Source organism: Pyxidicoccus xibeiensis (assembly GCF_024198175.1).
Lineage (GTDB): Bacteria > Myxococcota > Myxococcia > Myxococcales > Myxococcaceae > Myxococcus > Myxococcus xibeiensis.
Genome location: NZ_JAJVKV010000011.1, coordinates 142,880 through 167,701 on the forward strand (window position 1 = coordinate 142,880; position 24,822 = coordinate 167,701).

At 70.4% G+C, this 24,822-nt stretch carries 18 protein-coding genes; 6 read left to right on the plus strand and 12 right to left on the minus strand.

All coding sequences use genetic code 11. From position 1 onward, the window contains the following. Window positions 1-2 precede the first annotated feature (2 nt). Together LXT23_RS36225 and LXT23_RS36230 are read left to right on the plus strand one after the other, a co-directional pair. A complete protein-coding gene (locus LXT23_RS36225) occupies window positions 3-503 on the plus strand; it encodes a 3'-5' exonuclease family protein (RefSeq protein WP_253984987.1) in 501 nt (166 codons plus the stop codon). Window positions 504-533: 30 nt separating this feature from the next. Further along, entirely contained in the window at window positions 534-1,754 is a 1,221-nt protein-coding gene (locus LXT23_RS36230) for a tyrosine-type recombinase/integrase (protein ID WP_253984988.1), read from the plus strand. Between the two features lie 97 nt (window positions 1,755-1,851). Here the strand turns inward: LXT23_RS36230 and LXT23_RS36235 are convergent, their stop codons facing one another. The 4 genes from LXT23_RS36235 to LXT23_RS36250 form a co-directional block, all read right to left on the minus strand. Further along, a complete protein-coding gene (locus LXT23_RS36235; RefSeq protein WP_253984989.1) occupies window positions 1,852-3,753 on the minus strand; it encodes a hypothetical protein in 1,902 nt (633 codons plus the stop codon). Continuing rightward, complete coding sequence (locus tag LXT23_RS36240; RefSeq protein WP_253984990.1) at window positions 3,750-4,595, minus strand: cupin domain-containing protein; 846 nt, start codon at window positions 4,593-4,595, stop codon at window positions 3,750-3,752. The genes LXT23_RS36235 and LXT23_RS36240 overlap by 4 nt, the downstream gene beginning before the upstream one ends. Continuing rightward, window positions 4,592-5,128, minus strand: a complete 537-nt coding sequence (locus tag LXT23_RS36245) for an RNA polymerase sigma factor (RefSeq protein ID WP_253984991.1) — start codon at window positions 5,126-5,128, stop codon at window positions 4,592-4,594. Before LXT23_RS36245 ends, LXT23_RS36240 begins: the two co-directional genes overlap by 4 nt. 121 nt (window positions 5,129-5,249) lie before the next feature. Then, on the minus strand, window positions 5,250-5,870 hold the full coding sequence (locus tag LXT23_RS36250; protein WP_253984992.1) for a hypothetical protein: 621 nt from the start codon (window positions 5,868-5,870) through the stop codon (window positions 5,250-5,252). Between the two features lie 233 nt (window positions 5,871-6,103). On the opposite strand from LXT23_RS36250, the gene LXT23_RS36255 reads away from it, so the two are divergent. After that, the gene (locus LXT23_RS36255) at window positions 6,104-7,582 is read left to right on the plus strand and encodes a S28 family serine protease (RefSeq protein WP_253984993.1); all 1,479 of its coding nucleotides are present in this window, start codon (window positions 6,104-6,106) and stop codon (window positions 7,580-7,582) included. A gap of 93 nt (window positions 7,583-7,675) precedes the next feature. On the opposite strand, the gene LXT23_RS36260 is transcribed toward LXT23_RS36255, so the two are convergent. The 3 genes from LXT23_RS36260 to LXT23_RS36270 all read right to left on the minus strand — a co-directional run bounded on the left by LXT23_RS36260 (window position 7,676) and on the right by LXT23_RS36270 (window position 9,818). Then, window positions 7,676-8,470 carry a hypothetical protein gene (locus LXT23_RS36260; protein ID WP_253984994.1) on the minus strand — a complete coding sequence of 265 codons (795 nt, stop codon included), beginning with the start codon at window positions 8,468-8,470 and terminating at the stop codon, window positions 7,676-7,678. A gap of 242 nt (window positions 8,471-8,712) precedes the next feature. Next, complete coding sequence (locus tag LXT23_RS36265; RefSeq protein ID WP_253984995.1) at window positions 8,713-9,165, minus strand: DUF6174 domain-containing protein; 453 nt, start codon at window positions 9,163-9,165, stop codon at window positions 8,713-8,715. Window positions 9,166-9,440: 275 nt separating this feature from the next. Next, a complete protein-coding gene (locus tag LXT23_RS36270; RefSeq protein WP_253984996.1) occupies window positions 9,441-9,818 on the minus strand; it encodes a hypothetical protein in 378 nt (125 codons plus the stop codon). A 282-nt stretch (window positions 9,819-10,100) separates the two neighbouring features. On the opposite strand from LXT23_RS36270, the gene LXT23_RS36275 reads away from it, so the two are divergent. Then, complete coding sequence (locus tag LXT23_RS36275; RefSeq protein WP_253984997.1) at window positions 10,101-12,194, plus strand: PQQ-dependent sugar dehydrogenase; 2,094 nt, start codon at window positions 10,101-10,103, stop codon at window positions 12,192-12,194. A gap of 26 nt (window positions 12,195-12,220) precedes the next feature. On the opposite strand, the gene LXT23_RS36280 is transcribed toward LXT23_RS36275, so the two are convergent. From LXT23_RS36280 to LXT23_RS36295, 4 genes are all read right to left on the minus strand, one after another. Next, a complete protein-coding gene (locus LXT23_RS36280) occupies window positions 12,221-14,017 on the minus strand; it encodes a hypothetical protein (RefSeq protein ID WP_253984998.1) in 1,797 nt (598 codons plus the stop codon). Window positions 14,018-14,082: 65 nt separating this feature from the next. After that, window positions 14,083-15,615, minus strand: a complete 1,533-nt coding sequence (locus LXT23_RS36285) for a caspase family protein (RefSeq protein ID WP_253984999.1) — start codon at window positions 15,613-15,615, stop codon at window positions 14,083-14,085. Then, window positions 15,612-16,388 carry a hypothetical protein gene (locus tag LXT23_RS36290; protein WP_253985000.1) on the minus strand — a complete coding sequence of 259 codons (777 nt, stop codon included), beginning with the start codon at window positions 16,386-16,388 and terminating at the stop codon, window positions 15,612-15,614. Before LXT23_RS36290 ends, LXT23_RS36285 begins: the two co-directional genes overlap by 4 nt. Then, on the minus strand, window positions 16,381-16,923 hold the full coding sequence (locus LXT23_RS36295) for an RNA polymerase sigma factor (RefSeq protein ID WP_253985001.1): 543 nt from the start codon (window positions 16,921-16,923) through the stop codon (window positions 16,381-16,383). Before LXT23_RS36295 ends, LXT23_RS36290 begins: the two co-directional genes overlap by 8 nt. Window positions 16,924-17,051: 128 nt before the next feature. Here LXT23_RS36295 and LXT23_RS36300 point away from each other — a divergent pair, with 128 nt between their 5' ends. After that, window positions 17,052-17,369: a hypothetical protein gene (locus tag LXT23_RS36300; protein WP_253985002.1), complete on the plus strand. Its 318-nt coding sequence runs from the start codon at window positions 17,052-17,054 to the stop codon at window positions 17,367-17,369. Between the two features lie 158 nt (window positions 17,370-17,527). On the opposite strand, the gene LXT23_RS36305 is transcribed toward LXT23_RS36300, so the two are convergent. Further along, window positions 17,528-21,046: a VWD domain-containing protein gene (locus LXT23_RS36305; protein WP_253985003.1), complete on the minus strand. Its 3,519-nt coding sequence runs from the start codon at window positions 21,044-21,046 to the stop codon at window positions 17,528-17,530. Between the two features lie 510 nt (window positions 21,047-21,556). Between LXT23_RS36305 and LXT23_RS36310 the strand changes: the two genes are divergently transcribed. Next, window positions 21,557-24,784, plus strand: a complete 3,228-nt coding sequence (locus LXT23_RS36310; protein WP_253985004.1) for a beta strand repeat-containing protein — start codon at window positions 21,557-21,559, stop codon at window positions 24,782-24,784. Window positions 24,785-24,822: the final 38 nt, after the last annotated feature.

Below are 24,822 nucleotides of genomic sequence, written 5' to 3' on the forward strand. Positions count from 1 at the left end.
GCTTGAAGATTTGGTCGTTTGACACTGAGACCCACCGTAAGCGCGGGGGACTGATTTCGCCTCCGCTCGTGTGCGGCAGCATTGCGACGCGCGAGCCCGGAAGTGAGCGCCTACTCGACAAGGCGCAGACTCGGCACTTTTTCAGCAACACGATCGCCGACCCCGACGTTCACCTCGTCGGCGCAAACCTCACTTACGACCTCGGGGTGATGGCTGCGGACAACCCGCGGCTGATTGCTCCCATCTTCGACGCGCTCGACGCGGGCCGGCTGCATGACGTGGCCATTCGCGAAGCGTTGATCGACATCGCGAGGTGCCTGCACGGCGTAGACCCGACGACCGGGCGCAAGCTCGACGATGACGAAGGCGCCCGCTACCCGCTCGCGCTGCTCGTGAAGCGGAAGACGCTCTATGAGCCGATCCGGTTGAAGCAGGTGCGGGGGGCACATCGGGAAAGCGCTGCGGATCCGCCGTGCCGCTCTGGTAGAGTCCAGCCCCGGTAAGGGACGCGGTCCTGACGACAGGTGTCGACGATGAGCGTCAGGCTGCGGCGGTGGAAGAACAAGGCAGGGAAGTCTGAGGAGGCATGGACCGTGGACGTGGTGTTTCAGTTTCTGGACGGGAGGGAGAAGCGAGTCACTAAGACTTCGCCCGTGCAGACCCGTCGCGGCGCTGAGCAATACGAACGCGAGCTGCGGGCCTCCCTCCTCAACGGGACTTTCGGAAAGGAGAAGTGCGGCGAGGAAAGCGCGATCACGCTCGCGGAGTTCACCCCGCGTTTCCTCACCTACAGCGAGAACAACAACAAACATTCGAGCGTCGTCAGCAAGGGGCAGATCCTTGCCGACCATGTCGTTCCGTTCTTCGGGAAGATGGCGCTCACGAGCATCGGCCCGGCCGAGATCGAAGACTTCAAGGCGCTGATGCGGAAGAAGATGTCAGCAGCTCGCGCCCGGAAGGAAGCCCCCACAAAGGCGGCGATTCGGAAGCGGCAGGACGTAGAGGCCAAGCCCCTGAGCTTGAAGACCATCAACAACGTTCTGAACGTGCTTCACAAGCTGCTGACGCTCGCGGAAGAGCAGCGGGTCATCCCGCAGGCCCCGCGCGTGAAGCTCTTCGGGAAGGTGCCGAAGGCTGCCTTCGACTTCCTGAACTTCGACGAAGCCGAGCGGCTTGTCGCCGCCGCTGACCCGGAGTGGCGTCCCGTGCTGCTCGTCGCCCTCAAGGCGGGGCTGCGGCTGGGGGAGCTAATCGGGCTCCAGTGGACCGACCTGGACTGGCAGCGGAGCACCCTTCACGTTCGCCGGACTATCTGGCGCGGGGTGGAGGGCTTGCCGAAGGGCGGGCGCGAGCGGGCGGTCGAGCTGCCTGCGTCCGTGGTGGATGCCCTCAAGGCACACCGCCACCTTCGGGGCCGCTTCGTGTTCTGCCACGAGGACGGACTGCAGCTCACCGAAGGGACGTTGAAGGCGCCGCTACGTCGGGCGCTCCGGGCGGCGGGCATCACCCGCGAGCAGGGGCAAATCGGCTGGCACGACCTGCGGCACACCTACGGGAGCCACCTCGCGATGAAGGGGGTTCCGCTGAAGGTGATTCAGGAGCTGATGGGGCACGCGACCATCGAAATGACGATGCGCTACGCCCACCTGAGCCCCGAGACCCGGAAGCAGGCTGTCGCGGTGCTCGACGCGCCCTTTGCGACGGCACGCGACATAGACGCAACACGGCTGGAAGGTGCTGCTAACCAGCCGTGATCACGGCCTAAAAATGTGGAGGCGGCGGGAATCGAACCCGCCGCCGGAAGCTTCCGGCGCGACCGCTCCAGCGCATGCCAGCCGAGCCACGAAGGCGTCAGAAGCGCCCGTCCACCGCGAACAACGCGCCGCCTCGCATCGGCACCATGGACACCCGCGGCAGGTGCCGCAGGTCCGGGTCCGTGGTCCACTGATGCACGAGGTGCTCGGTGGCGCTCTCCGTGTACCAGGCGCGCAACAGGTACGAGACGCCGCCAACCGCGGCGACCAGCGACGCGATTTCTCCGCTCACCACCGTCTCGTGGCCGGCCCCCTTCGAGCGCTGGTACTCGGCGACGAACAGCGTCACCGCGCCCGAGCCCAGGTAGAGCCAGCCCAGCGTCTCCAGGGTGCGCCCTATCCTCCGCTCCTGCGCGAGGAAGCGGTTGAGGCGGTAGTCCACGCGGGCCACGGTGCGGCCCGGGTCCGCCGCCGGGTCTGCCTCGGCGGCGCTGAACTCCTGGAGGAGGGCCTCCGGGTCCTCCTTGCGCAGCTGCTGCACGAGGTCCGCGCCATTGAAGAACACCCCCAGGCCCAGGTTGCCGACCCCCTGCAGGCGCGAGGTGGTGTCTCCCTGCACCAGCAGGATTGCGCTGGAGCCCACCGCCGACACCAGGGACGCACCGAAGAGAATCTTCTGCGTCCGCCGCCGGTCCCGCTCCACCGCGCCGAAGGTCTCCAGCAGCTGCCGCATCCGCTCCCGGTCCGCCAGGGAAATGCCATACACCGGCGCCGGCTCCGAACGTCTCGCCTGCTCGAAGGCGGCCAGGGCCTGGGGGCCGAAGGGCGTCGCGAAGAGCTGGCGCAGCTGCTCCTGCACGCCGCGCGCGACCGCGGGCACGGGCCCCGGAGCGAAGCCCGCCAGCTCCACCGACGTGTCGGGTACGACGTCCTCCAGCGTCCAGGCCCTCGCGGCGTCGGGCGCCCCCAGGCGCTCCACCTCCATGCCTCGCGCCACCCCGGCGGGCAGCCGCAGCGCCAGCGGGACACCGGCCTCCTTGTTCAGGTCCGCCCACCGCAGCCCCTGGGCGTCGCGCAGCGTGAGCCGCACCGAGGGCGCGGCGTCTACCTTCAGCGTCACCGCCGAGCGCACCGCGCGCAGGTCCACCAGCGTCGCCTGCGCGCTGCGCCCCGGCCCGAGCGCGAAGAGGCGGGGCCGGAACAGGGGGTTGGGAATCTCCTGCGCGGCGATGCTCGCGAAGGCCTCCATCTCCACGTAGGTGATGCGCCCGTCCGCGTCCGCGTCCGCGGCCCCCATCAGCCCCGCACGCACCACGTGGCTGAAGACGCCTGACTGCAGCTCGGACCACTCATACACCTCGGCTTCGGCGCTGGTGGACAGCAGCACGCCCACCGCGGGCAGCCGCTCGCCCAGTTGCTGCGTCATGTCCTTCGGGGTGGCGTAGCGCCGCCCGCCCGCCTTGCGCGGGCTCACCACGAAGAAGGAGTTGCAGCTGTCCAGCAACACGTGGGCGCGCGTGGCGTCCACCTGCCGCAGCAGCGCCTGCAGGTCCTCCGAGTCGAAGGCCCGGTCGGCGAGCTCCAGGAAGCCGCGCCCCTTGTCCACGTCGCCGTGGCCGGCGAAGACGAAGTAGAAGTCCACCTCTCGCCCGGAGCGCTTCACCTCGGCGATACGCGCGGCCAGCGTCCGGGCCGCGTCCGCCACGTTCTCGTAGGTGGGGATGCGTGCCAGCGGCACCAGCGCCGGGAAGAGCCGGCGGGTGTCCGTGTCCAGCTCGGTGAGGAGCACCAGTCCCCCGGGCTCCGCCAGCATGGAGAAGACCTCGTGGTACTTCGCCCCGTCGTCGTCCGCGTACTGCAGCGTGGCCCGGCCCGGCGCGTAGCTGCGGTTGTTGGACACCACCAGCGCGAACACCGCCGGCGGCGAGGACGGCAGCTCCTGCGCCGAGGCGGCGGTGGACAGCGTGAGCGCGAGGGCAAACGACAGCAGGGACCTCAAGGCCTCGCCCCCGGCCCCGCCAGCACGACGGACAGCGACTCCACCGAGGCCTCCGGCCACCGCTGTCGCAGCGCCTCGGGGGTGCGGGCCTCCGGGGCGAGCGACTCGATGTCCCTTACGCCCAGCGGCGCACGGGTGACGACAGACACGAGCCGCAGCGGCCCCGGCGCGGGCTCCTCCAGCACCACCACCTCCTCCAGCGTCCGCGCCTCCGGGGCTGCCTCCAGCTGCACCGACGGCTCGTTCGCGTCCTCGTGCAGGTGGGCGGGATGGAGCCAGTGCACCTCCCCCCGCGCGTCCTGGGCGAAGGCCAGCAGGAACACCGGGCCGCGCGCATCGACGTTGCGGTAGCGCACCCCGAAGCCCGCCTCCGCCGGCACCACGGCGCCGGGGGCCAGCGGCGTAGTGCCCGTCAGCGGCGTGTGGAAGGTGACGCCCACGCTGCGTCCCAGCGACGACGCCGCCGCGGTGCCACGCGCCAGCGCCGTCCCCTCTCCATGCGGAGGCCCTGGCACGGGCCGCAGGAAGAGCACCGCGAGTCCCGCGGCGAGCGCGGCGGCCACGGCCCCTCCCGCCCAGGGACGGTTCCACCGGGCGCGGGCGCGCTGCTCGGCGGGGCCCGCACGCACCCGGCGCAGCACCCGCGCCACCGCCTCATCGGTGGAAGACGCCGGCTCCAGCGGCGCGGCGATCCGGGCCGCCAGGGCCTCGGTGTCCCGCAGCCCGCGCTGACAGTGCGCGCAGCCGCGGGCATGGGCCCGCAGGGCCTGCGCCTGTTCCTCGGGGAGCTGCCGGTCGACGAGCTGCAACCAGACCGACGGCTCGGGGCATGGCGACGTCACGGACGACCTCCAGACACACTGGCACGGAGCTTCTTCAGGCCATGGAACACGCGCGAGCGCATGGTGGCCTCGTTGCGCCCGACGATGCGGGCAAGCTCCGCGTAGTCGAGCTCCTGGTCGAAGCGCAGCAGCAGCGCCTCGCGGAACTTCTCCGGCAGCGCCATCATCGCCTCTCGCACGCGCCGCTGCTGCTCGCGCTCCAGCAGCTGGTCCACCACGTCCGCCTGGTCCGGCGAGGCCACCGCCTCCAGCCCGGCAGCGGGGGCCTCCTCGTGCCACCGGCCGCGCCGGCCCGAGTCCCGCACGCGCTTGCGGCACAGGTTGCGAGCGAGGGTGAGCATGAAGACGACGAAGGGTGCGCGCGGCTGGTAGTCACGGCGCGCCTCCCAGACGCGCACCAGCGTCTCCTGTGCCAGCTCGTCGCCCTCGGCGGCGCTGCCCACGGACTTGCCGCAGTAGCGCGCCAGGCGCGCGTGGTGCCGGCGCACGAGCTGCTCGAAGGCCTGCTCGGAGCCAGCGGCGGAAAGGAGCATCAGCTCCTCATCCGTGCGCGAGTCGAGCCGTCGCCGGGCGTCCCCGGGAAAGGGGACCACCCTGGGTGAGTCACTGGTGGAATCCGTCATGGCGGGGCGCGCGGCAGCCTAATGGAAACACCTAGAGAACGGAAAAGCCGCCGGAGATGCCCAGCACCACGCCGCCGGGCCGCGAAAAGCGCAGCACCTGCTCCTCCAGCTCGGTCAGCGGGCGCTGGCTGCCCGCCCGGTATCGCGGGGTGTCCAAGCGGAAGGCCCAGCCCGCCTCGAAGGCCAGCCATCCGCGAGAGCCCAGGTCGTGGCGCCAGCCCAGTGAGGCGTTGGCGGTGGTGACATCGGAGCGGGTGACGTAGACGCCCTCCTCCTCCCCGCCGACCCAGGCATCGCGCCCGAGGTTGTGCGCCAGCGCGCCCTGGAGGAAGAACGCGCGCGAGACGCCCAGGGGATAGACGCGCGCGTGCGCCGTGAGGCGCGGGCCCCACAGCCCTCCGCCCAGGCCTGTGCCCACGGAGAGGAAGTCCACCAGTCGCAGGTCGGCCGCCAGGCCGAAGCCGGTGAAGTACCCGATGCCTCCGGCGTTGTTGAAGCCGAAGCTGCCGCCCACGTCGAGCCGGTGGCCATACGCCGGTGTATTGAGGACGGAGCCCGGGGCGCCGGAGGGCCTGGGCTCCGCGGCCCGGGCCCGCGTGGACAGGGTGAGCGAGGCGAGCAGCACGGCAACCGTGGCGCGGGCGGTCTTCATGGAAGGGGGCTCCCGGGGCCCGCCCAGCGGGCCCGTATACGTCGTGACTGCGCGAAGAATCCCCAGGGGCCTCCCGCGTTTAAAAAATCGTTCCGGGCTCATTCCATGAGCTCGGACCCTCAATCCACCTGCTGGTGCAAATCCGTTTAAACAAATGCGCTCCCTCGGGATTCATGCGTGCGGCGCACGTCGTAGGCATCGACTGAATCCGGCGCACATCAGGGAGACGTGACATGCGGAGTGACGAGAAGCGGAAGCGGAGTGCGTGGTGGCTCGTGGCAGCGGCGCTGTGGCAGGCCTGTGGCGCGCCAGTCGAGCCGGAAGCAACGGCTGCAGAGGCTGCTGTCACCACCACCGTGGCTGCATTGGAGGTGTCCCAGGCCCAGGAGGCGGACCTCGTCCAGCGGCTCCAGGCCGTGCCGGGCGTGCTGTCCGTCGTCGAGCGGCCCTCGACGGTTCCGGGGACGCGCTTCTTCCACCTGGGCTTCGAGGTGCCCACCGACCACCGGCGCCCGTCCGGGGAGCGCTTCACGCTGCGAGCGACGCTGCTGCACCGCTCGGAGAGTGCACCCATGGTGCTCTACTCCGGCGGGTACGCCCTCTCCTCCTACTCGTCCGAATACGAGCCCACCTGGCTGCTGGGGGCCAACCAGCTCTCCGTCGAGTATCGCTACTTCGGCGAGTCCTTCCCCCTGTCGCGTGACTGGAGGCGGCTGGACGTGTGGCAGGCCGCGGCGGACTTCCACCAGCTCGTCCAGGCCTTCAAGCCCCTGTACCCGGCCCGCTGGCTGAACACCGGTGGCAGCAAGGGAGGCATGGCGGCCGTCCACCACCGCTTCTTCTACCCGCGCGACGTGGACGCCACGGTGGCCTATGTCGCGCCCAGCTCGCACGGCCTCAGCGACCCGCGCTACATCGGCTTCCTGGAGAGGGTGGGCGACGCGGCCTGCCGGGAGCGGCTGAAGGGCCTCCAGCGCACGGCCCTGGAGCGCCGCGAGGAGATGCTGCCGTACGTGGAGGACCTCGCGGAGTCGTATGAAGACTCCTTCCACCTCCTCGGCACCGACCGGGCCTTCGAGTTCGCCGTCCTCGAGTTCCCCTTCGCCTTCTGGCAGTACGGCTCCGCGGAGTGGTGCGACTACCTCCCCGAGCCGGAGACCGTCTCCACGGACGAGCTGTTCGAGCTGCTCGATGATGTGTCCGACATCCTCTACACGTACGGGGACCTCGCGCTCGGGGCCTACGCTGGCTACTACTACCAGTCCGCCACGGAGCTGGGCGGGCCGGGCTACCCGGATGCCCACCTGAAGGACCTGCTGCGCTACCGGGGCCAGGACGTGTCCGCCGTCTACCTGCCGTTCCAGGTGACGGAGCCGTACAACCCGCTGGTGCCGCTGCTGGCCGAGCTCTGGGTCCACCATGCGGGCCAGCGCATCATGTTCCTCTACGGAGACCAGGACCCGTGGTCCGCCGCGGCCTTCAGCGTGCGGGAGCGCAACGACTCCTGGCGCTTCACCGTTCCCAACGCCAACCACAGCAACGCGCGCATCCGCCGCCTGCCCGATGCCGAGCGCGCGCTCGCGGCCCAGCGCCTTTCCGAGTGGATGAACGCTCCCGTGAGACCCATGCCAGCGCAGGGCGCGCTCACCGCGTTCTCGGTGGCGGAGGACGGCCCCGTGAACGAGCCCACCGAGGGACGCCGGCGGAGGTAGGCTCACACGCCGCCCTCCCCCGGCACGCGGCCGGCTCCCCCCGCGGTCAGGCGGGAGTATCGACCGCTTCCGAGCGCCTGTAACGCTGCGTGCCTAGAGCGTCTTGCAGAGGGTCGCACCGATGAGGCCGGGCTCCCAGTCCTTGATGACGCAGCCCGCCCCCGGGCCCTTCATCGTTCCGCGCCCTGACAGACGCTGGATGTCCCACCTGCCGAGCGTGGCGCAAATCTCACTCTGCCGGGCCCGGGCCTCCTGCGGGGACAGCTCGGCCGTCCCGGGCGCGCACGGTCCGTCTCCGTCCACCACGGTGAAGGGGAAGCCCGTGGGCTCGCAGAGCGACCACCCCATGGGCTGCGTGTCCTGCTGACGGATGACGCAGCCCGCGCCATACCCCACCATCGAGCCGCCTCCCGTCAGCCGGACGATGTCCCACTTGCCCAGGTACGCGCAGAGCTCGGTGCGTCTGGCGACCGCGGTCTCCGGGCTCATGAGGGCGGCATTCGTCGGGCACAGGTTGTCGCCTTGCGACTTGAAGTAGGCCGGCATCGGCCGCGGCATGCAGACGCTCGCCCCCATCGCGCGGAAGTCGAGGTCCTGCACGGTGCAGCCATGACCGGAGCCGACCATCGAGCCCCCACCCGCCAGGCGGACGATGTCCCAGGTGCCGAGCTGCGCGCAGAGCGCCTCCTGATGGGTGCGCGCATCCGCCACCGGCATCAGGTACTCGTTCGGCGGGCACACGGTGTCTCCGCGGATGGAGTGGATGTCTCCCACCAGGGCAGCGTGGCTCCGGGCAGTCTGGTCCGCCGTGGCCTCCGGGGTGCTCATGCCCTCACCGCAGGCGGTCATCGTCAACGACACCAGACAGCCGAGCAGACTCTTCTTCATGTGCATCTCCGGGTATGCCGCGGGCGCCTTCGCGTCCGTGGCGGGGAACGGAGATGCACCTGAGCAAGGGCGGGACCAGGGCACCCGCAGGGGGAGACCCGCACGGAAATCATGAGGTTGGAACACGCGAGACGTCGGCGGACGGGGTGATGGCGGAGCGAACGTGCCAGTCCTGGCACGCGCGCCGCGCGCTCCAGCGGACGCGGATGTCAGTGCCCTCCGAGCGGGCGGCACCGCTCCGGTCAGTCCACGGGAGTGAGCCCCTCGGCCTTGAAGCCGTCGCCCTCCATCCCCCTATCGAAGTGCGCCTCGACAGGATGGTGCCACTGAGGGTCGTGGCGCACCGTCACTTCGACGGAGGACGCGTCGAGGGCCCGCGCCACGCGCTCGAAGAGCACGTCGACAGTGGGTGCGGTCGCCTCGGTGAATCCTGGCGTGGGGACCGCCCCCTGGCCGACGTAGGTCACCGATACGACCTGCTGCTCGTTCACCTCGATGCGCCAGGGGCCCCCGCCGGGCGCAAAGCCCGTCGCGGTGTAGTCGAATCGGTAGCGGCTCGGCCGCACCGTCTCCCAGGCCCTGCGCTCGGAGTCCACCTGCTCCCGCTCGCCGTCCGTACACCCCACCGCCCCAACGATGAGAGCCCCGGTAAGTACCCGGATGACGGCCCTCCTGCTCCAGCCAGACCGCGTCATGCTGCCTTCCTCGCAATGCATCTCCAGGCGGCCGGCCCCGCACCCAACACGCACGGGTGTGCCAGATATCCCTTCTGCCTGTCGAGGGGGGCGATCCATACACCGTCATCCCAGCGGAGGACCCGCACGGTCACCTGCTCGCCGGGATGGACTTCCCGCTCACCCGCGAGCCCAGTGAGCTACTGCCAAGGCACAGGTGTCGCCGAGAGCAGGCGCGCGGCGCGACGTCCAGCGCCGCGCGCCCGGGTCAGGACCGCTGTGATGCCGCTCGAAGCTCAGCCGCGGCGACCCCAGCAGGCGCCCTGGTAGGACCAGCCACGCTGGAAGCAGAAGTTCTGGGCCTTCTCCCCGCACTCTCCATGGCTGATGTACCAGCAGGCGGAGAGCCCGGAGCCCGAGGCGGCCCAGCCGGTGTCCATCCAGTAGTTGGTGCCCGAGCAGTTCGCCAGACACCGGCGGCCGCCGGCCTCCCAGCCCTCACAGATGGCGTGCGCGCCGGGACCGCAGACATTCTGCTCCGCCTCGCCGAGGTTCTCCTCGGGCACATGGGCCGACACCTCGCTCGCGGCCGGCTCCTCCTGCTCGACCCCGCAACCGGTGGTCAGGGCGACGGCGACACAGAGCATCAATCCAGAGAAGAAAGACCTACGCATGTGTACCTCTTCAGGTTCAGGGCTGTGGGTTGATGGGTACAGCCACCGACGGATTGAACGCGGATTACGTGGATGGATCACCTTCCCGCTCTATTTCTGGGTTTTCGCCCTCGACCCAGGGGGCCGCATGTCGCGCCTGGGCAGCTAGAAGGCCCTCCCCCGGCATGTCGGTTGCCGGCCACCTGCTGACCGGGGGTCAACACCCGCCGGCGCGGCACACAAAGATTGCTTGAGGCCAACCCGGAATACCGGGAAAGAGGTGACACACCCAGGAGCGTCTCAATGCACCTTCGTCACCTGCCCGTCGTCGTTCGCCGCACCGGACTGGCCTTGTTCCTCGCCACCGCCGTGGCCTGTGGAGTGCAACCGGAGCACGAGTCCGAGCCCCCAACGCAGACCGCCGCGCTGGTCGCGGGCACCCGGCTCATCGGCGTGCAGTCCGGCCGTTGCCTCGACGTGGCCCAGAACAGCCAGACGTCAGGGCAGGGGCTCAACATCTATGACTGCCACGGGCAGGGGAACCAGCGGTTCCTGTTCACGCCCGAGGGCGAGCTGCGCGTGTTCGACGGTGCCTGGTGCGTCCAGCCCGCGACCGCCAGCGCCGGGGCCCGGGCCGTCATCGGCGCCTGCACCGGGGCGGCGAGCCAGCGGTGGGTCCGCAACGCCAACGGCACGGTGGTCCACACTTCGTCCTCGCTGTGCCTCGACGTGTCCGGCCAGGCCACCGCCAACAGCTCGCCGGTCGTCGTCTGGAATTGCAACGGCCAGACGAACCAGCAGTGGTCGCTGCCGCCCGACACCCAGCCCCCCACCGTGCCCACGGGGCTCACCCTGTCCAACGTGACGTGCAACTCGGCCACACTGTCGTGGTCCGCGTCCACGGACAACGAGGGGGTCGCCTTCTATGACGTCTACCACGACGGCCAGCTCATGAAGAGCGTGTCCGGCGCCACGGTGTCCACCGGGCTGACCGTGGTCCCCGGCGCGACGTGGGGCCTGTATGTGAATGCACGGGACGCGGCGGGCAATGTCTCTCAAGGCAGCGCCACGCTCTCCATCACCCCGCCGCCGTGCCAGACGGACACCCAGCCGCCCACCGTCCCCACCGGCGTCACCGCCACCGCCTCGGGCACCAGCGTGACGGTGAGCTGGACTGCGTCGACCGACAACCAGGGCGTGACGGCGTACGACGTGTTCCGAGGAGGCGTGAAGGTCGGGACGGTGTCCGGCTCGCCGCCCGGGACGTCTTTCTCCGACAGCGGCCTCTCCCCGAATACGGCCTATTCCTACGCCGTGCTCGCCCGTGACGCCCAGGGCAATGCGTCCGCCCGGAGCTCGGCCGTGACGGTCACCACCGGCCAGGCCTGCGCGAACCCCGTCTGCTCCGTCACCCAGGTCACCACCGACACGGACATCCCGTGGGGCCTGGTGCACCTGCCGGACGGCACGGTGCTCTACGGCCGCCGGGACGCGCAGAACATCGTTCGCCTGGACCCGGCGACGGGACAGAAGACGTCGGTGGGCACCGTCCCCAACGTGCAGAGCACCGACGGCGAGGGCGGGCTGATGGGGCTGGCCATCTCCCCCTCCTTCTCCACCGACCGCTGGCTGTACGTGATGCACACGTCCCCCACCGACAACCGCATCGTGCGCCTGCGGTACGAGAATGGCGCCCTCAACATCGCCTCGCTCCAGGTGCTGCTGCAGGGCATCGGCCGCAACAAGTTCCACAACGGCGGGCGCCTGCGCTTCGGACCGGACGGGAAGCTCTACGCGGCGACGGGTGATGCCCAGAACGGCGCCTACGCGCAGGACATCAACAACCTGGCCGGCAAGGTGCTGCGGCTCAACACCGACGGCACGGTCCCGTCCGACAACCCCTTCGGCAACTACGTGTGGAGCTATGGCCACCGCAACCCGCAGGGGCTGGCCTTCGACTCCCAGGGGCGCCTCTGGGAGCAGGAGTTCGGCAACTCGGTGATGGACGAGACCAACCTCATCCAGAAGGGCGGGAACTACGGCTGGCCGAACTGTGAGGGGACGGTGTCCCAGGGCGGCTCGGGCTGCGCGACGGCCGGGTACATCGCCCCCAAGCGGACCTACCCCACGTCGGAAGGCTCCTGCTCCGGCATCACGGTGGTCCGCGACGCGCTCTACGTGGCCTGCGCCCGCGGCTCACGCCTCTACCGCGGGGTCATCAGCGGCACCGAGCTGACCAACGTGCAGCAGTTCTTCGTCGGCACCTACGGCCGGCTGCGCACCGTCGAGCCGACGCTCGACGGCAACCTGTGGCTGACCACCACCAACCAGGGCGACAAGGACAGCATCCCCGACAACAGCAACGAGAAGATCTTCCGCGTCCTTCTCGGGCAGTAGGGAGCGTCCGAGGGCCGCCGGAGCGGCTACTGCGGGCGGATGATGGTCAGGTCCCCCGGGTATCCCGCGGATGCCCAGGGGAGCCCCTTCGCATCCAGCCGGAACCCGCTGAGCATCTCGCCCGCGATGAACTGCTCCGGCTCCCACCCCGTGGCGCGGCGCCTCCGGTACACGCCTTCCGCGTCACCGGAGCCCCGCCGCTGCCAGGCCACCCAGGGCTCCCCGTCGGCATCGAGCTCGAGCAAGGGCGGGCCGAGGTACAGCAGCTCCGTCGCGGCCTGGATGCGCTCCGGCGTCCCCCAGTCGCCCAGCGAGAGGTCTCCATTCCACCGGGAGACGAAGAGCATCCCGGTGGCGCGGTCCGGGGCGCTTTCCCGCCAGGCGACCACCACGTCGTCTTCCCCCTCGCCCTTGATGGCGAGGTCCCACGTGCTGCCCTGCTCCGTGCCGCGCAGCAACCGGCCCATGCGGTGCCAGCGCCCATTCGCGTACCTCGTCACGAAGACGTGCTGCGCGTCGTCTTCCCGGGAAGGAAACCCCGACCAGGCCACGAACACGGTGCCGCCTTCCACGGTGATGGCCGGGTGCCCCGCGTACGTCTGGAGCTCGGGAATGGCTCCCCGAGGGTCTCCCAGGGGCTCCCAGGCCGTGTCGCTCCAGCGCATCACCCGGAGCCCGCCAGCGCCGTCCGGGTAGACGAGGAAGGGGCGCCCCCACCAGTCCAGCGCCAGTTGGAACCGGGGATGGGTGTCCCGGGTGTCCAACGGCGCTCCCAGGCGGACCCATGACATGCCGTCATGCTTCACCACGTGAATCCACGAGGTGGAGTCCTGGGTCTCGCTCCAGGCGAGCACCAGGGCGCTTCCGAGCCGGGAGGTCGCGAGCCGCGGCAGCTCGGGCGCTACCGCCCGCGCATGGGGCTCACGCGGCGCGGGGAGCGGCTCCCATGCCGTACCGTTCCAGCGGTTGACTCCGAGCTGCGGCACGACGCCAAACGACTCGGTGGTGACGAAGGCGAGGACCGGCCGGCCCTCTGGAAACTGCTCCGTGGCCAGGGAATGCAGGTAGTGGGAGGGGTTGTGCCACAGGTCTCCGACCCGACTGAAGGGCCAGTAGCGGATGCGATGGCTGTGCACCCCCACGCCTTGATTGCCGGCCCGGTCCTTCAGCTTCACCTGGGACAGGTCGACGTGCAGGATGGCCGGTGGACGCAGGGGTGAGGCCGGCACCAGCCGGAGGACCTTCCCATCCTCGCTGAGCACCACCTGGTGCGCGACCGAGAACCCCCTGTCGTCGCGCAGCACGGTGGGCGAGACCTCGAGCGACCCGGCCAGGAGGGGTTCGGAGATGCCAATCTCCGGAGCCTCGTGCACGTGGGGAAAGGACCCGTCCGGACGAGAGAGGCCCACCACGGGAGGCGTGCGGTCCACGACGACCGTGGCGCTCCGGCTGGTGACGCTCTGCTCTCCGAGCACGGCCCGCGCGGCGAAGGTGACAAGGCCCTGCGCATGGGTGGCACAGTCCACGGCGTGCCGGTACGGAGGGGTGAGGTCGCTGACGGACGGCTCGGGGTCGCCCTCCGCCTGGGTGACCAGCTCCACCTTGTCCGGGTTGCCTTCGACGTGGACGGACAGCGTCCACTGGCCCTCCCGGCAGAACTCCGGCCCCTCCGTGCTCAGGGTGACGAGGAGCTGACCACCGGACGTGTCGTCCGTCTTGGGAGAGGACGTCGGCTCCGACTTCAAGGAGTCACAGGCAAGGGAGCCCAGTGCCGTGCAGAGCAGCAGGGGCACCCAGGTGCAGCGGGTGAGGCCGGGTTTCATGGGGGACGCTCCGGGAGGCAGTCGCGAGACCTCTCTTGGACACGCGACGCCGCCAGGTTGGGACGTCAGCGCACCCAACCCAGGCCGAGGCTGCCGCCCAGCGACAGCGCGGAGCCAGCGCCCGCATCCGCGCGCGACCAGGTGTGCCCCGCATTGCCGAGGACCGACAGCCGGAGCGGCCCGTGCACTCGCAGCCACGCTCCCACCGTCGCTCCCACCTGGGGTTGCAGGGCGAGCCCCACCTCTCCGGTGGAGGGCTGCCGCTGGCGGGACAGGGTGGCGCCGGCATCCAGGGAGACGTGGAGCTGGAGCCCATGCCAGTCCCGCGTGAGATGCCCCAGGCCCAGCCGCGCCGTGGCGTCGTATTGCTCGAGGTCCCCGGAGGGATGCGCTCCCCGGCGAACGTCCAGCACGGCCGTCGTCAGGTTCACCCCGGACTCCTTCCAGGAATGCTGGAGCGCGGCCGTGGCGCCCACCATGGGCCCGAAGGATGGGATGAGCGGACGTCCCACGCTGGGGCCCAGGTGAAGCCTCCACCTCGGCGGCAGCGCACCCTTGAGCACGTTCGTCTCCAGGCGCTGGGGACGCAGCTGCGAGCGCGTCAGCTCCGCGCGGCCCGCGTCGGGGACCTGCACGCGCGCCTCCATGGCGGTGTGCTCGCTCCGCGTGGTGAGGATGTAGCCGCCCGCGGGCAGCGCCAGCGTGGTCGCCCCCGCGCCCTTGCGCACGTGCCCGAGGACGGGCTCTCCCGAGAGGGTGGACACCGTCCAGTCCCCGGGCTCCTCGATGGCGAGCGTCAGCAGCGACGTCGCCCGCGCGGGCGAGGAGAGGACGAGGTCCCCCTTCCCCTGGAGGTCGAAGCGGAAGCTGGGGTGCTGCGTCCCCGCGCGGGACAGGAGCGAGGACTCCACCGTGCGCGCGTAGGAGTACGTATAGGCCTCGGCGAGCGTGACGCGTCCGTCCCCCGACACGTCCGCCGCCCCGCGCAGCGCCGCGACCAGGTGGTGCGTGAAGACGGAGCCCGCGAGCGCATCCGACTCCTGCGCGGACTCGTCCGCGGCGGACGCGGTGATGATGACGCGCCCGGACAGCTCCTGCCGCTCCAGGTTCACCAGCACGCCTGGAATGGGCTTGAGCCCCTTGAGGCGCGCCGCTTCACCCGACTGGCACGAGTCCACCACCAGCAGGGCGACGCTCACGGGCGCGGCCTCCAGGAAGCGGACCACCTCGTGCAGCGGCAGGCGCGTACCGGACAGGTGCAGCTCGCCCGCGTCCGCGTGGCTGGAGACGTAGACGAAGAGCTGGTCTCCCTGCCGGGCCTGGGCCCGGAGGTAGCGCTCGAAGCGGGCCAGCGCGTCGCGCACCGCGTCCGCGTCGGAGCCGAGCACCACCAGGCCGTCCTCGCGCCGCAGCCCGCCCACCTCCCGCAGCACGCCGAGCACCGCGAGGGCGTCGCGCTCCGCGTAGCGCAGCGGCACATTCGCAGCAGTGCCACGGTTGTTGCCCACCACGAGCGCGAACCGGCGCGGGCCCGCTCCCACCTCCGTGGCCCCGGGCTGCGTGGCCACCATGGCCGCCAGCAGCAGCGCGAGCGTCATGGCCGGGCCTCGACGCCGAGCGCCACCGCCGCGTGCGCGGAGCCCGGGGGAAGCCCCGAGGGCTCGTGGCAGGCCACCTCCACCGAGGCGCCAGGGCACCGCGGCCCGTGCGTGGCCAGCCAGGCGCGGACCTCGTCGAACCGCAGCGGCGTGTCCGAATAGATGGCATGCACCACGAAGTCTCCCCGGGTGACCTGGAACAGGGGCGCGGGCTGCTCGGCGACCAGCTCGCCGCTGCGCCCCGCCCCCGCCGGCCACAGTGCCTCCACCTGCCCCCCCACGTCCATGGAGACGACCAGCGCATAGGGCCGGCCCCCGCTCCTCAGCCGGAGCGCGACCGCATCCCCTTCCTTCAGCGCGGGGTTCACCTGGCCGTCCTCCAGCCGGAACAGCTCCACTGCGGGAGGCCCCTTCACCCGCGTCCCCTGCCCCCCGGCGGGCGCGGCGCCCTCCGCCCCCGTGGACGGTCCGGCCTGGCCCCCTGCGTCGACTGGCGGCGTCCCCTGGACCACCACCACCGCCAGCGTGGCCAGCGCGGGGACGAGCAGCCACGCGGAGAACCAGGAGGTGGTGGGCCGGGACGGGCGCTGCGCCGCCTCCGCCAGGAGCCGGGCCCGGACGCGCGAGAAGTGGGGCCCGGCCTGGACCGACTCCGCGTGGGCCCCCAGCCGCGCCAGCCGCTCCCGGCAGGCGCCACAGGACTCCAGGTGGGGCGACCTCGGGCCGCCGGCCAGCACCTCGTCCAGGGCGAAGTCCGACAGGTGTTCACTCATGCGGCACCTCCTTGCGCACCACCGGGCTCGCGGGCTCACCCAGCGCGCGGGCCCGCACGCTGATGCGCTGCACCTCGCGCACGATGGTCTTCCGGGAGAGGCCCAGGACCTGGGCAATCTCCTCCTGGGACATCCCGTCCAGGTAGTACAGCGTGGCCACCGTCAGGCCGCGCTCATCCAGCTCGCGCGCCAGCTTCAACAGGAAGTCCCGGCACTCGGTGGACGCCAGCCCATCCACGGAGCCCTCCGTCCCCTCCCCCTCCGGCGCCACGTCCCTCAGCGCTCGCGAGCGGAGCATGTTGAGGCAGACGTTGGTGGTCACCCGGTAGATGAACGTCATCGGCCGGGCCTCGCGCCGGAAGTCGTCCGCTGACTGGAGGAGGCGGACACACGACTCCTGCACCGCGTCCCACGCGTCCGCCTCCCGCTGCAGCAAGGCGAAGGCCCTCCGGTACATCCCAGGTGCGTACCGGTCGTACAGGTCCTGTATTTCCGCGGGGCTCAGCCCTGAACGCATCTTCGCCAGCTTGGACACGCGAACCGGAATTATTGGGACATGGGGGCCGCGCGGGAGGAGCTGCGCACGGCGCGCACCGAGTTGCTCACCTTCTCGCCCACCGAGGTGGTCTGGGGCATCGGGGACCGGAGCGCACAGCCGTCCAGGTGGCCACGCTGCGCATCGCGCCGGGCTCCAACGTGTGCCTGCTCCAGGACGAGTCGGCCCTCAACGCGGTGTTCGCCGCGGGCACCGTCCAGCCCAGGCCTGACGGCTCGCGGCCGCCCGTGCGGCTCCGGCTGCGGCGGAGCCTCCTCGGGCAGACAGGGACGTTCTCCGCCGCGGCCGAAGAGGTGACGGCGGACTTCTCGTTCGCGGCGGACGAGGTCACCCGGCCCGACCTGGTGCCGGGTACCTTCCGGCTGTGCGCATTCAACCCGCAAGCCGTCGCCGTCAGCGCGAAGCTGGACCTGCGGACGAGCTGAGGCTGGCGCCGCGCCCGCGGAGGCTGGTGCCACCGGCACCGGCTCGAGCCGGGCCCGCCGCCCGTGAAGCAGGCGGCGGACCCGTGGACTTCAGCACCTGGCAGAAGTGACTGCGGGTGTTGCAGCAGCGGAGGTGCCTCCGCCTTCAGCGGTGGCTGCTACCTCGCCGTCATCCGCCACGTCTTGCTCTCGGAGCTGCCGCCCTTGCCGTCCTGGGCGATGACCTTCCAGAAGTAGTCCTTGCCGGACTCCAGCGTCACCGTGCGGGTGAGCGCCTGCGTCGGCTGCGCCTCACATGCCTGGAAGGTGAAGGCGGTATTCACACCCCAGACGCAGTGCCGGTAGAGGACCGCGTCCTGGTTCGGGTCGAAGGTGGGCTCCCACTTGAAGGACACCGTCGCGGGAGCGACGGAGAAGTCCCTCGGTGACACCAGCCCCACGGCCCCGGGGTTGCGGTTGGCTTCCACCCGCTCGGACTCCGCGAACGTGTGGGCGAAGATGGGGTCGCCCGTGGCGGCCACGTCCTGCGCGCACTGCTGGCGCCGCACCTCGTTCGTGACGCCCCGGCAGAGCTCCAGCGCCCGCTGCATCGACAGCGCCGGCAGCGCCGGCACGATGGGAATCCCCGGGGGCGCCTTGGCGATGCTGCACGAGCTCGCGTTGTACGCCGGCCAGCCCTGGAGCGTGTACGACGCGGTGGAGTACCCGGCCGGGTAGTCGAACAGCGACGTGGAGTCCTTCACCCGCCAGGAGTCCCCGAACCTCGCATACAGGTCGACGTAGCGGTCGTAGAGGCTCGTCGGGCGGGAGCCTGGCTGCGTGCCGTCGGAGAGCGTCGGCAGCCAGTTGCCCGGGGCGATGGCGCCGAGCAGGCCGTCCGTGGCGCGGGCATGCTGCACGCTGACGTTCATGTACCAGAGCTGGTAGTGCGCCCACCAATCGACGGTGATGATGATGCGCGTCCCACCCGGCGTCTCAATCTGGATGCCGCCCTGAGAAGGCGTCCGGAGGATGCGTCCCCCGGAGGGGAGCAGCAGCTCCGTGCCGAGCTGCACGGGCCGTCCATCGACGCGCAGCTCCAAGCCCTCCCGCCGCTCGGGGTTCATCTGGTAGGTGATTCGGTGCGGGCCGGCGCGCACCGCCACCGCCGTCATGATGCTCACACACGAGGTCAGCCCGGTGTGCGCGTCCGGGCCCACGGGCCCCTGTGTCTGCACGGGGGTGTGCCGCGCCTGGATTTCCGTCCCCGGGTCGCGCAGCAGCACGAACTCGCCGGCGCTCTGGAAGTCGTAGCGCACGCCATCAATCGTCGTCAGGTGCGGGTCCCCCCAGGTGGAGGGGTTGCCACCCACAATCCAGCGGCGAATCGTGTCGACATCCGCGGCGCTCAGCGGCGGCCCGCCACACGGCATCATGCCGCCCGGGCAGTCCTCCGACGTGCGGGTGATGCGGTCGAACAGCATCCCCGTCAGGCTGGTCGCCATGGGCTGCGCGAGGCCGTACGACTGCGCGAGCGGGTCCACGCCGGGGCCGACCTGGTTCTCCGCGAGGTTCAGGTACGTGCCGTAGTTCACGTACGGCGGGTAGTCGAGCCCGCCGTGGCACTCGACGCAGCCCTTGTTGAAGATGCGCTGCACGTCCGTGTACGTGGGCACGGCACTCGCCAGGGGCAGCGTCCCCAGCGAGGCATTCACCGCCGGAATCAGGTTGGCACAGGTGAAGGACGTGAGGCCGGGGAACGGGTCCGCGGTCAGGTTGGCCTGGAGCACCGACTGGAGGGTGCTGGTGTACGAGTTGAACACGTCGGCGAAGGCATAGGTGCGCGACCGGCCGCGCACGCCCATGGACCACTTGTCCACCGAGACCCCGAGCGGCTCGAGGAAGTAGCGGTACAGGGCCATCCGCGTCGTGTTGCTGTAGATCTCCCGGTCCACGAAGATGCCGCCCATCACCGTCCCGTCAGGGCCAATCTCATCGATGGGCCGGCGGAACACCTCCTGCCGGAGCCGGGGGAACGAGGTCACCGTCCCCGCGCTGGTCGCCGCGCCATGCTGCTGGACGAGGCCGTTCACCACCGGCAGGGTGGTGATGGTGTACAGGTCACCGGTCCGGTCGAGGTTGAACTTCTGGATGTCGACCTTCCTGCGCGGCACGCTCTTGGTGCGCACCGTGGTGTCATTGAACACGTCGGCGATGCCCAGGCCGCCGTGCCGCGCCGTGAAGAACGCCTGGCTGAACGTCAGGCTCCCGGCGGAGCTGATGACCTGATTGTTCGGCGTGTCGATGGTGAAGCAGCCCTTGGTGATGGCCAGGGCCACGGGCCGGGGGTCGATGAGCACGTTGCCGGTAGCCCAGCGGTGGGTCGCGAGCTCGTCGGCGACGCGCTGCTGGTTGAGGTTGCCGTCGAGGCCGCCAGCAAGGTCGAACAGCTGGACGCCGCGCCCCTCACCACCGCTGAGCTGCGAGAGGTGGTACAGCACGACGAAGGTCCCACCGCGAATGACGGAGCTGGTCGGGCCCAACAACGTGTTGTCGAAGTTGTACGCGGTGTTGATGGAGGCGACGGAGCCCACCGGGGCGGGCTCGAGCGTCACCGGAGGCGACGTGTCGAACGACAGCCGGGGCGTGCCGTCACCCGCGCCACCCTGGAAGCGGGTGATGCGGTCCGCGACGGGGACCCCGGGGGGCTGCAGGCGAAGCTGCTCCACCAGCGAGCGGATGGCGTGGCTGGAGCTCCACGTCCAGGGGTTGTAGAGCCTGCGGAACGCGGCCGTGTCCAGCGAGCCCTGATACAGCCGGTCCCGGTTGAACGGGAGCATGCCGCCCCAGCTGTCATACGGGTCCCAGTTGGGCTTGTTCTTCGTCTGGATGACGCCCACGGGCAGGCCCGTCGTTCCCGGGAGGTCCGACGTGTTGAGCACGTTCCGCGTCGAGTGGCAGCTCGAGCACTTCACGTCGTCCTTCTCAATCGTGCGCGTGCGCGGAGGAATGGAGCCCATCGCCGGGATGGTCTTCAGGATGATTTCGTGGAAGCGGAAGTTCTTCGTGGCCGCATCCCACTGCATGTACTCGATGACGTCCGGGTGCGAGCCCGGGTACGCGGAGTGCTGGACGGGCCCGATGGAGAAGACGGACTTCGCGTTGATGCTCGACAGCAGGATGCGCGGGTGCTCGGCGGTGCCCGTCTGCAGGCTCTCCGAGCGCGTCATCAGGATGGCGCTCTGCCGGTACTGCAGGGGCAGCGCGGCGACGAAGCGGGCCACGCTGTCGACGTTGTTGTTGAGGGGGTCGATGAGGTACGCCTCGATCTCCTCGGGCGTGATGTTGCTCGGGTCCGCGGCCACGAGCGGGTTGATGCCGGAGGAGAGGTTGAAGGTCGCCTTCACCGACCGCGCCTGGCTCGTCGACAGGGTGCAGGTCAGCGTCATGCCGGAGCAGTCCGGTGAGGACAGGGGGTCGGCGTCGGCATCGGTGTTCCAGCCACCGAAGGTGGAACCCGAGGCGGGCGTGGCCGTGAGCGTCACGGTGGTCGACCCGAAGGGCTCGTCACAGTCGCCGCCGAGGTCGGTGCAGCTGATGCCCGTCCCCGTGATGGAGCCCGAGCCGAGCCCCATCGTCATGACCTTCATGGGCACGGCCTCCGCGCTGAGCGCGAACAGCGAGGACGCGAGCAGCACGCCCAGGAGTGCTGGACGGTTCGGGGGTGATGAAGCTGCGAGGAGTCTGCTGAATCTCATTCGGATTCCGTGGGTGCGCCCAGAGCACTGCCGAGCGTGAAGCGCTGAAAGGTGGACAAACGCTGCAAGCGCGCAGCCGGCCCCAACCCTGCGAAACCACTGGATGACGCACTGGACCATGTAACCCTTCGTGCCACAGGCCTTCACTGAGCGTGGCATCCATGGACACAGGCGGGGCCGGGGGCGGCCGTGGTTCCAGTGGCTGCGTTCCTCATGCAACCCAGTTGAAGCATCCGGACGTTCGGTCGCCCGGGACTGAAGCGGCGCCGGCCGGCCGCTGTTCAAGAGCCAGGGAGAAGGTCCATGCGACTGTCACGCTCAGGTCTGCACGCCGGTTGGCTCGTACTCGCGTTGCTCGGCTGTTCAGCTCCACCCCGGGACGAGAGGGCTCCCAGCGCGGCGGCCGCCTCCGCGAGCACGTGCGCGAGCCTGACCGCGCCGCAGCCGCAATTGCTGGCTTCCGCTACCTTCGTGCCCTCCGACGGGCTGGCCTACGTGACGCTCACCCTCACACCCCGGGACGCGATTGGAGCGCCGCTGGGGCCGGGGCTGCACGTCGAGGTGCTGAGCAGCGACGGGCTCGTCACCCTGGGCGGCACGGGAACCTCGGCGTGCACGGTCAATGCTCCGTCCGCGACCTGCCTGAAGGCGGTGGACTCGGGAGCCGGGAGCTACGTCGTCACGGCGAGGAGCTCGACGGCGCTGTCGGTGCCGACGACCTTCTCCGCCACCGTCACCGATGCGAACGGCACGGTGACGCTTCCGGACACGGCGGACGTCACGTTCGACTCGAGCAGGTTCGAGGGCGGCGCGGGTTGCGGCGGCAGCTGTGGCACCACCGTCACCTCGGGAAATGTCACCATCACCGGCAGCCACGCGGGCGGCCGCAACCTCTACATCTCCGGGGGCACGGTGACATTCGATGCCACCACGGAGGGGCAGACCTTCGGTGACGTCTTCATCACCGGCGGCACGGTGACGCACCTGCAGGCCACCAACACGACCATGTACAAGCTCGACATCCTCACGGGCTCCTGGAACCTCCTGGGCGGCACGGTCAACACCATCAGCAAGGGATATGGCAAGACGTGCTATCCCAATGGCTCCTGCGCCAGCGGGAGCGGGCTGTTCAGCTTCGGTCCCAATGGCGCGCCCTCGTCCGCGCTGGCGGGGACGAGCGAGCTGTACGGCGCCAGCCACGGCGGCATGGGCTCCGGCAACTACCGCATCAACATGACCGCGGCCAGCAACGCCCACGCTGGCAACGCGGGAGCGACGTACGGCGACTACCGCGACCCGAGGTATCCCGGTGCCACCAACAGCACCTACTCGGCCTATCACGGGGGCGGCGTCGCCCGCATCACCTCGACGGGGACATGCGTGCTGGCCGGCACCGCCTCCATCACCGCGAGCGCTCCGTACAACGGCGCCGGAGGCTCCATCAACCTCCGCTGCGGAGGCATCACCTCGACGGGCTGGACGGGAACCCTCAATGCGGACGGCGGCCCTGGTTCGGGGAACTCGTCCATTCCCGTGGGTGCTGGCGGCGGCGGTCGCATCGCGCTGGTCAGCACCGGTGACGCCGCGACCCTCACCGGCGCGGTGAGCTACCCGCCCACGAACCTCACGGCCCGGGTCCACGCCTTCGGCGGCGCGCCGGCCAACTCCAGCTACGTGATTGGCGCTGGCGGCGCGGGGACCATCTACCTCAAGCACAGCGGGCTGACGTACGGCGACCTCATCATCGCCAGCAACTCCCCCGCGCATTACCAGAACGAGGGTACGACGCGGCTGCCCGCGATTGCCGGCACCCTCACCGCGAACGTCGCCGCGGGCGCCACCCAGCTCCCGGTCTCCATCGCCAGCACCAGCTTCAACGCGACCTACTACGAGAATGCCGGTGCGCCGCTGAACACGAACCCCTCGCTCACGCAGAACACGACCCCCTCGTCCTCGGCGGCCTACAACGGGGTGTTCGCGGGCGGCTGGCTGCGGCCCGACATCAACGCCGCGGGCGGAGCGCTGTTCGACCCGTCGAACCTCGTGAGCGTCACCACCAACGCGGTGGGCAGCCTGACGACCAGCCCCGTCCCATCCGACATCGCCGCGAGCGCGTTCTTCCGGAGCGTGGAGGTGCTGGACCACCTCGACGTGCTCGGCAATGCCATCCTCGAGACCAACGGTGACATCTACATCCTCTCGGGCAACACGACGAGCTCCGGAGCGGGCTCGATGACCGTGAACGGCCTGGTGCTCTTCGACACGACGAGCAACCAGACGGGCCGCATCCAGTACGCGGGCGGAGCGGTGAACGTCGTGCAGAGCACCCAGGTGATGCCTCCGGTGGCGGGCGGCACGCTCGTCGCGGACAACGTGTCGTTGGCGGGGGGCGCGCTCACCGTGCCCGCCATCGTCGCGTCCAACGACGTGGTCGTGTCGGGCGGCACGCTGACCACCAATTCGCTGAAGGCGACGCGCTATGCGCAGACGGCGGGTGGCCTCAGGCACTACCCGCCCATCTTCAAGACGTCGCCGGCCGCCGCGGTGGCGTACGGGCTCAACCTGACGCTCGCGGACACGTTCACGCTCACGGGAGGCTCGGTGGATGTCGCGGGGCTGGGCTATCCGATGGCGTGCGACCCGCAGGGCGCGCCGCTGACGGCCTGGGGCTTCGGAGCAAATGGCCCCCTGGCCGCGACCGGCGTGGCCAACGGCTATGGCGCGGGCCACGGCGGCGTCGGAGGCGGCTACACTGCCGGGTCGGTTCGCGGCATGGCCTATGGCGACTATCGGGACCCGCGGTATCCCGGGGGAGCGGCCGCGAGCGTGGGCGGCTCGCCGTCGTACCTCTCCTACCGGAGCAACGGCGGTGGGGTCTTCCGGCTCGATGCCGCCGGGGCCTGCACGCTGGGCGGGAGTACGCTCATCAAGGCTGGCGCGGTGACGAGCGGCGGCCAGTACGGCGCCGCGGGAGGCTCGGTCTCCATGCGCTGCGGAAGCTTCGACACCACGGGCTGGACTGGCTCCATCACCGCCAACGGGGCGAATGCGTACTCGGGCTCGCTCGGCGCGGTGCGCGCGGGCGGTGGCGGCCGGATTGCGCTGGTCAGCACGGGCGGAGCTTCGAGCTTCGTCGGAGCCCTCACCTATCCGCTCCCGACGAGCAGCACGCAGGTGCAGGCGCGGGGAGGCACCGGCATCAGCGCGGCGTACAGCGACGGTGGCGCGGGCACGGTGTTCCTCAAGCAAGGTGACGTGCCGTATGGGCAGCTGCTCATCAACAACAACAATCAGACGCACTACGCCGCGGGCGGGTACACGCCGCTCATCTCCATCGCGGGAACCCTCAGCAGCCCGGTCGCCGCCGGTGACACCACGATGGGGGTGACCATCACCAGCACGCCGCTCCACGGCTCGGCCGCCCTCAACCAGCGCCTCTCCGGCATCTGGCTGCGGCCCGACACCAGCGTGAACAGCGGCAACCTGCCCGCGGACAACCTGGTCACGGTCTCCGGCAATACCTTCGTCAGCTCGTCGCTGACCCAGCTGACGACCTCACCGGCCCTGGCCCCGGTGCCGGCGGGCGCGAGCTTCAAGAGCGCAGACCTCTTCAACGTCTACAACGTCGTGGGCGGCGCCATCACCCAGACGAACGGCGACATCTACATCGTCCCGTAGCAGCCCCCCGGCTCGACGCGGGGTGGCCGCACCGGGCA

Excerpts from the sequence above, each read along its gene's own strand:
- LXT23_RS36285 (WP_253984999.1), bottom strand. The coding sequence starts at position 15,615 with ATGACGCTCGCGCTGCTGCTGGCGGCCATGGTGGCCACGCAGCCCGGG.
- LXT23_RS36230 (WP_253984988.1), top strand. The coding sequence starts at position 534 with ATGAGCGTCAGGCTGCGGCGGTGGAAGAACAAGGCAGGGAAGTCTGAG.
- LXT23_RS36255 (WP_253984993.1), top strand. The coding sequence starts at position 6,104 with ATGCGGAGTGACGAGAAGCGGAAGCGGAGTGCGTGGTGGCTCGTGGCA.
- LXT23_RS36250 (WP_253984992.1), bottom strand. The coding sequence starts at position 5,870 with ATGAAGACCGCCCGCGCCACGGTTGCCGTGCTGCTCGCCTCGCTCACC.
- LXT23_RS36290 (WP_253985000.1), bottom strand. The coding sequence starts at position 16,388 with ATGAGTGAACACCTGTCGGACTTCGCCCTGGACGAGGTGCTGGCCGGC.
- LXT23_RS36245 (WP_253984991.1), bottom strand. The coding sequence starts at position 5,128 with ATGCTCCTTTCCGCCGCTGGCTCCGAGCAGGCCTTCGAGCAGCTCGTG.
- LXT23_RS36270 (WP_253984996.1), bottom strand. The coding sequence starts at position 9,818 with ATGCGTAGGTCTTTCTTCTCTGGATTGATGCTCTGTGTCGCCGTCGCC.
- LXT23_RS36260 (WP_253984994.1), bottom strand. The coding sequence starts at position 8,470 with ATGAAGAAGAGTCTGCTCGGCTGTCTGGTGTCGTTGACGATGACCGCC.
- LXT23_RS36275 (WP_253984997.1), top strand. The coding sequence starts at position 10,101 with ATGCACCTTCGTCACCTGCCCGTCGTCGTTCGCCGCACCGGACTGGCC.
- LXT23_RS36265 (WP_253984995.1), bottom strand. The coding sequence starts at position 9,165 with ATGACGCGGTCTGGCTGGAGCAGGAGGGCCGTCATCCGGGTACTTACC.
- LXT23_RS36280 (WP_253984998.1), bottom strand. The coding sequence starts at position 14,017 with ATGAAACCCGGCCTCACCCGCTGCACCTGGGTGCCCCTGCTGCTCTGC.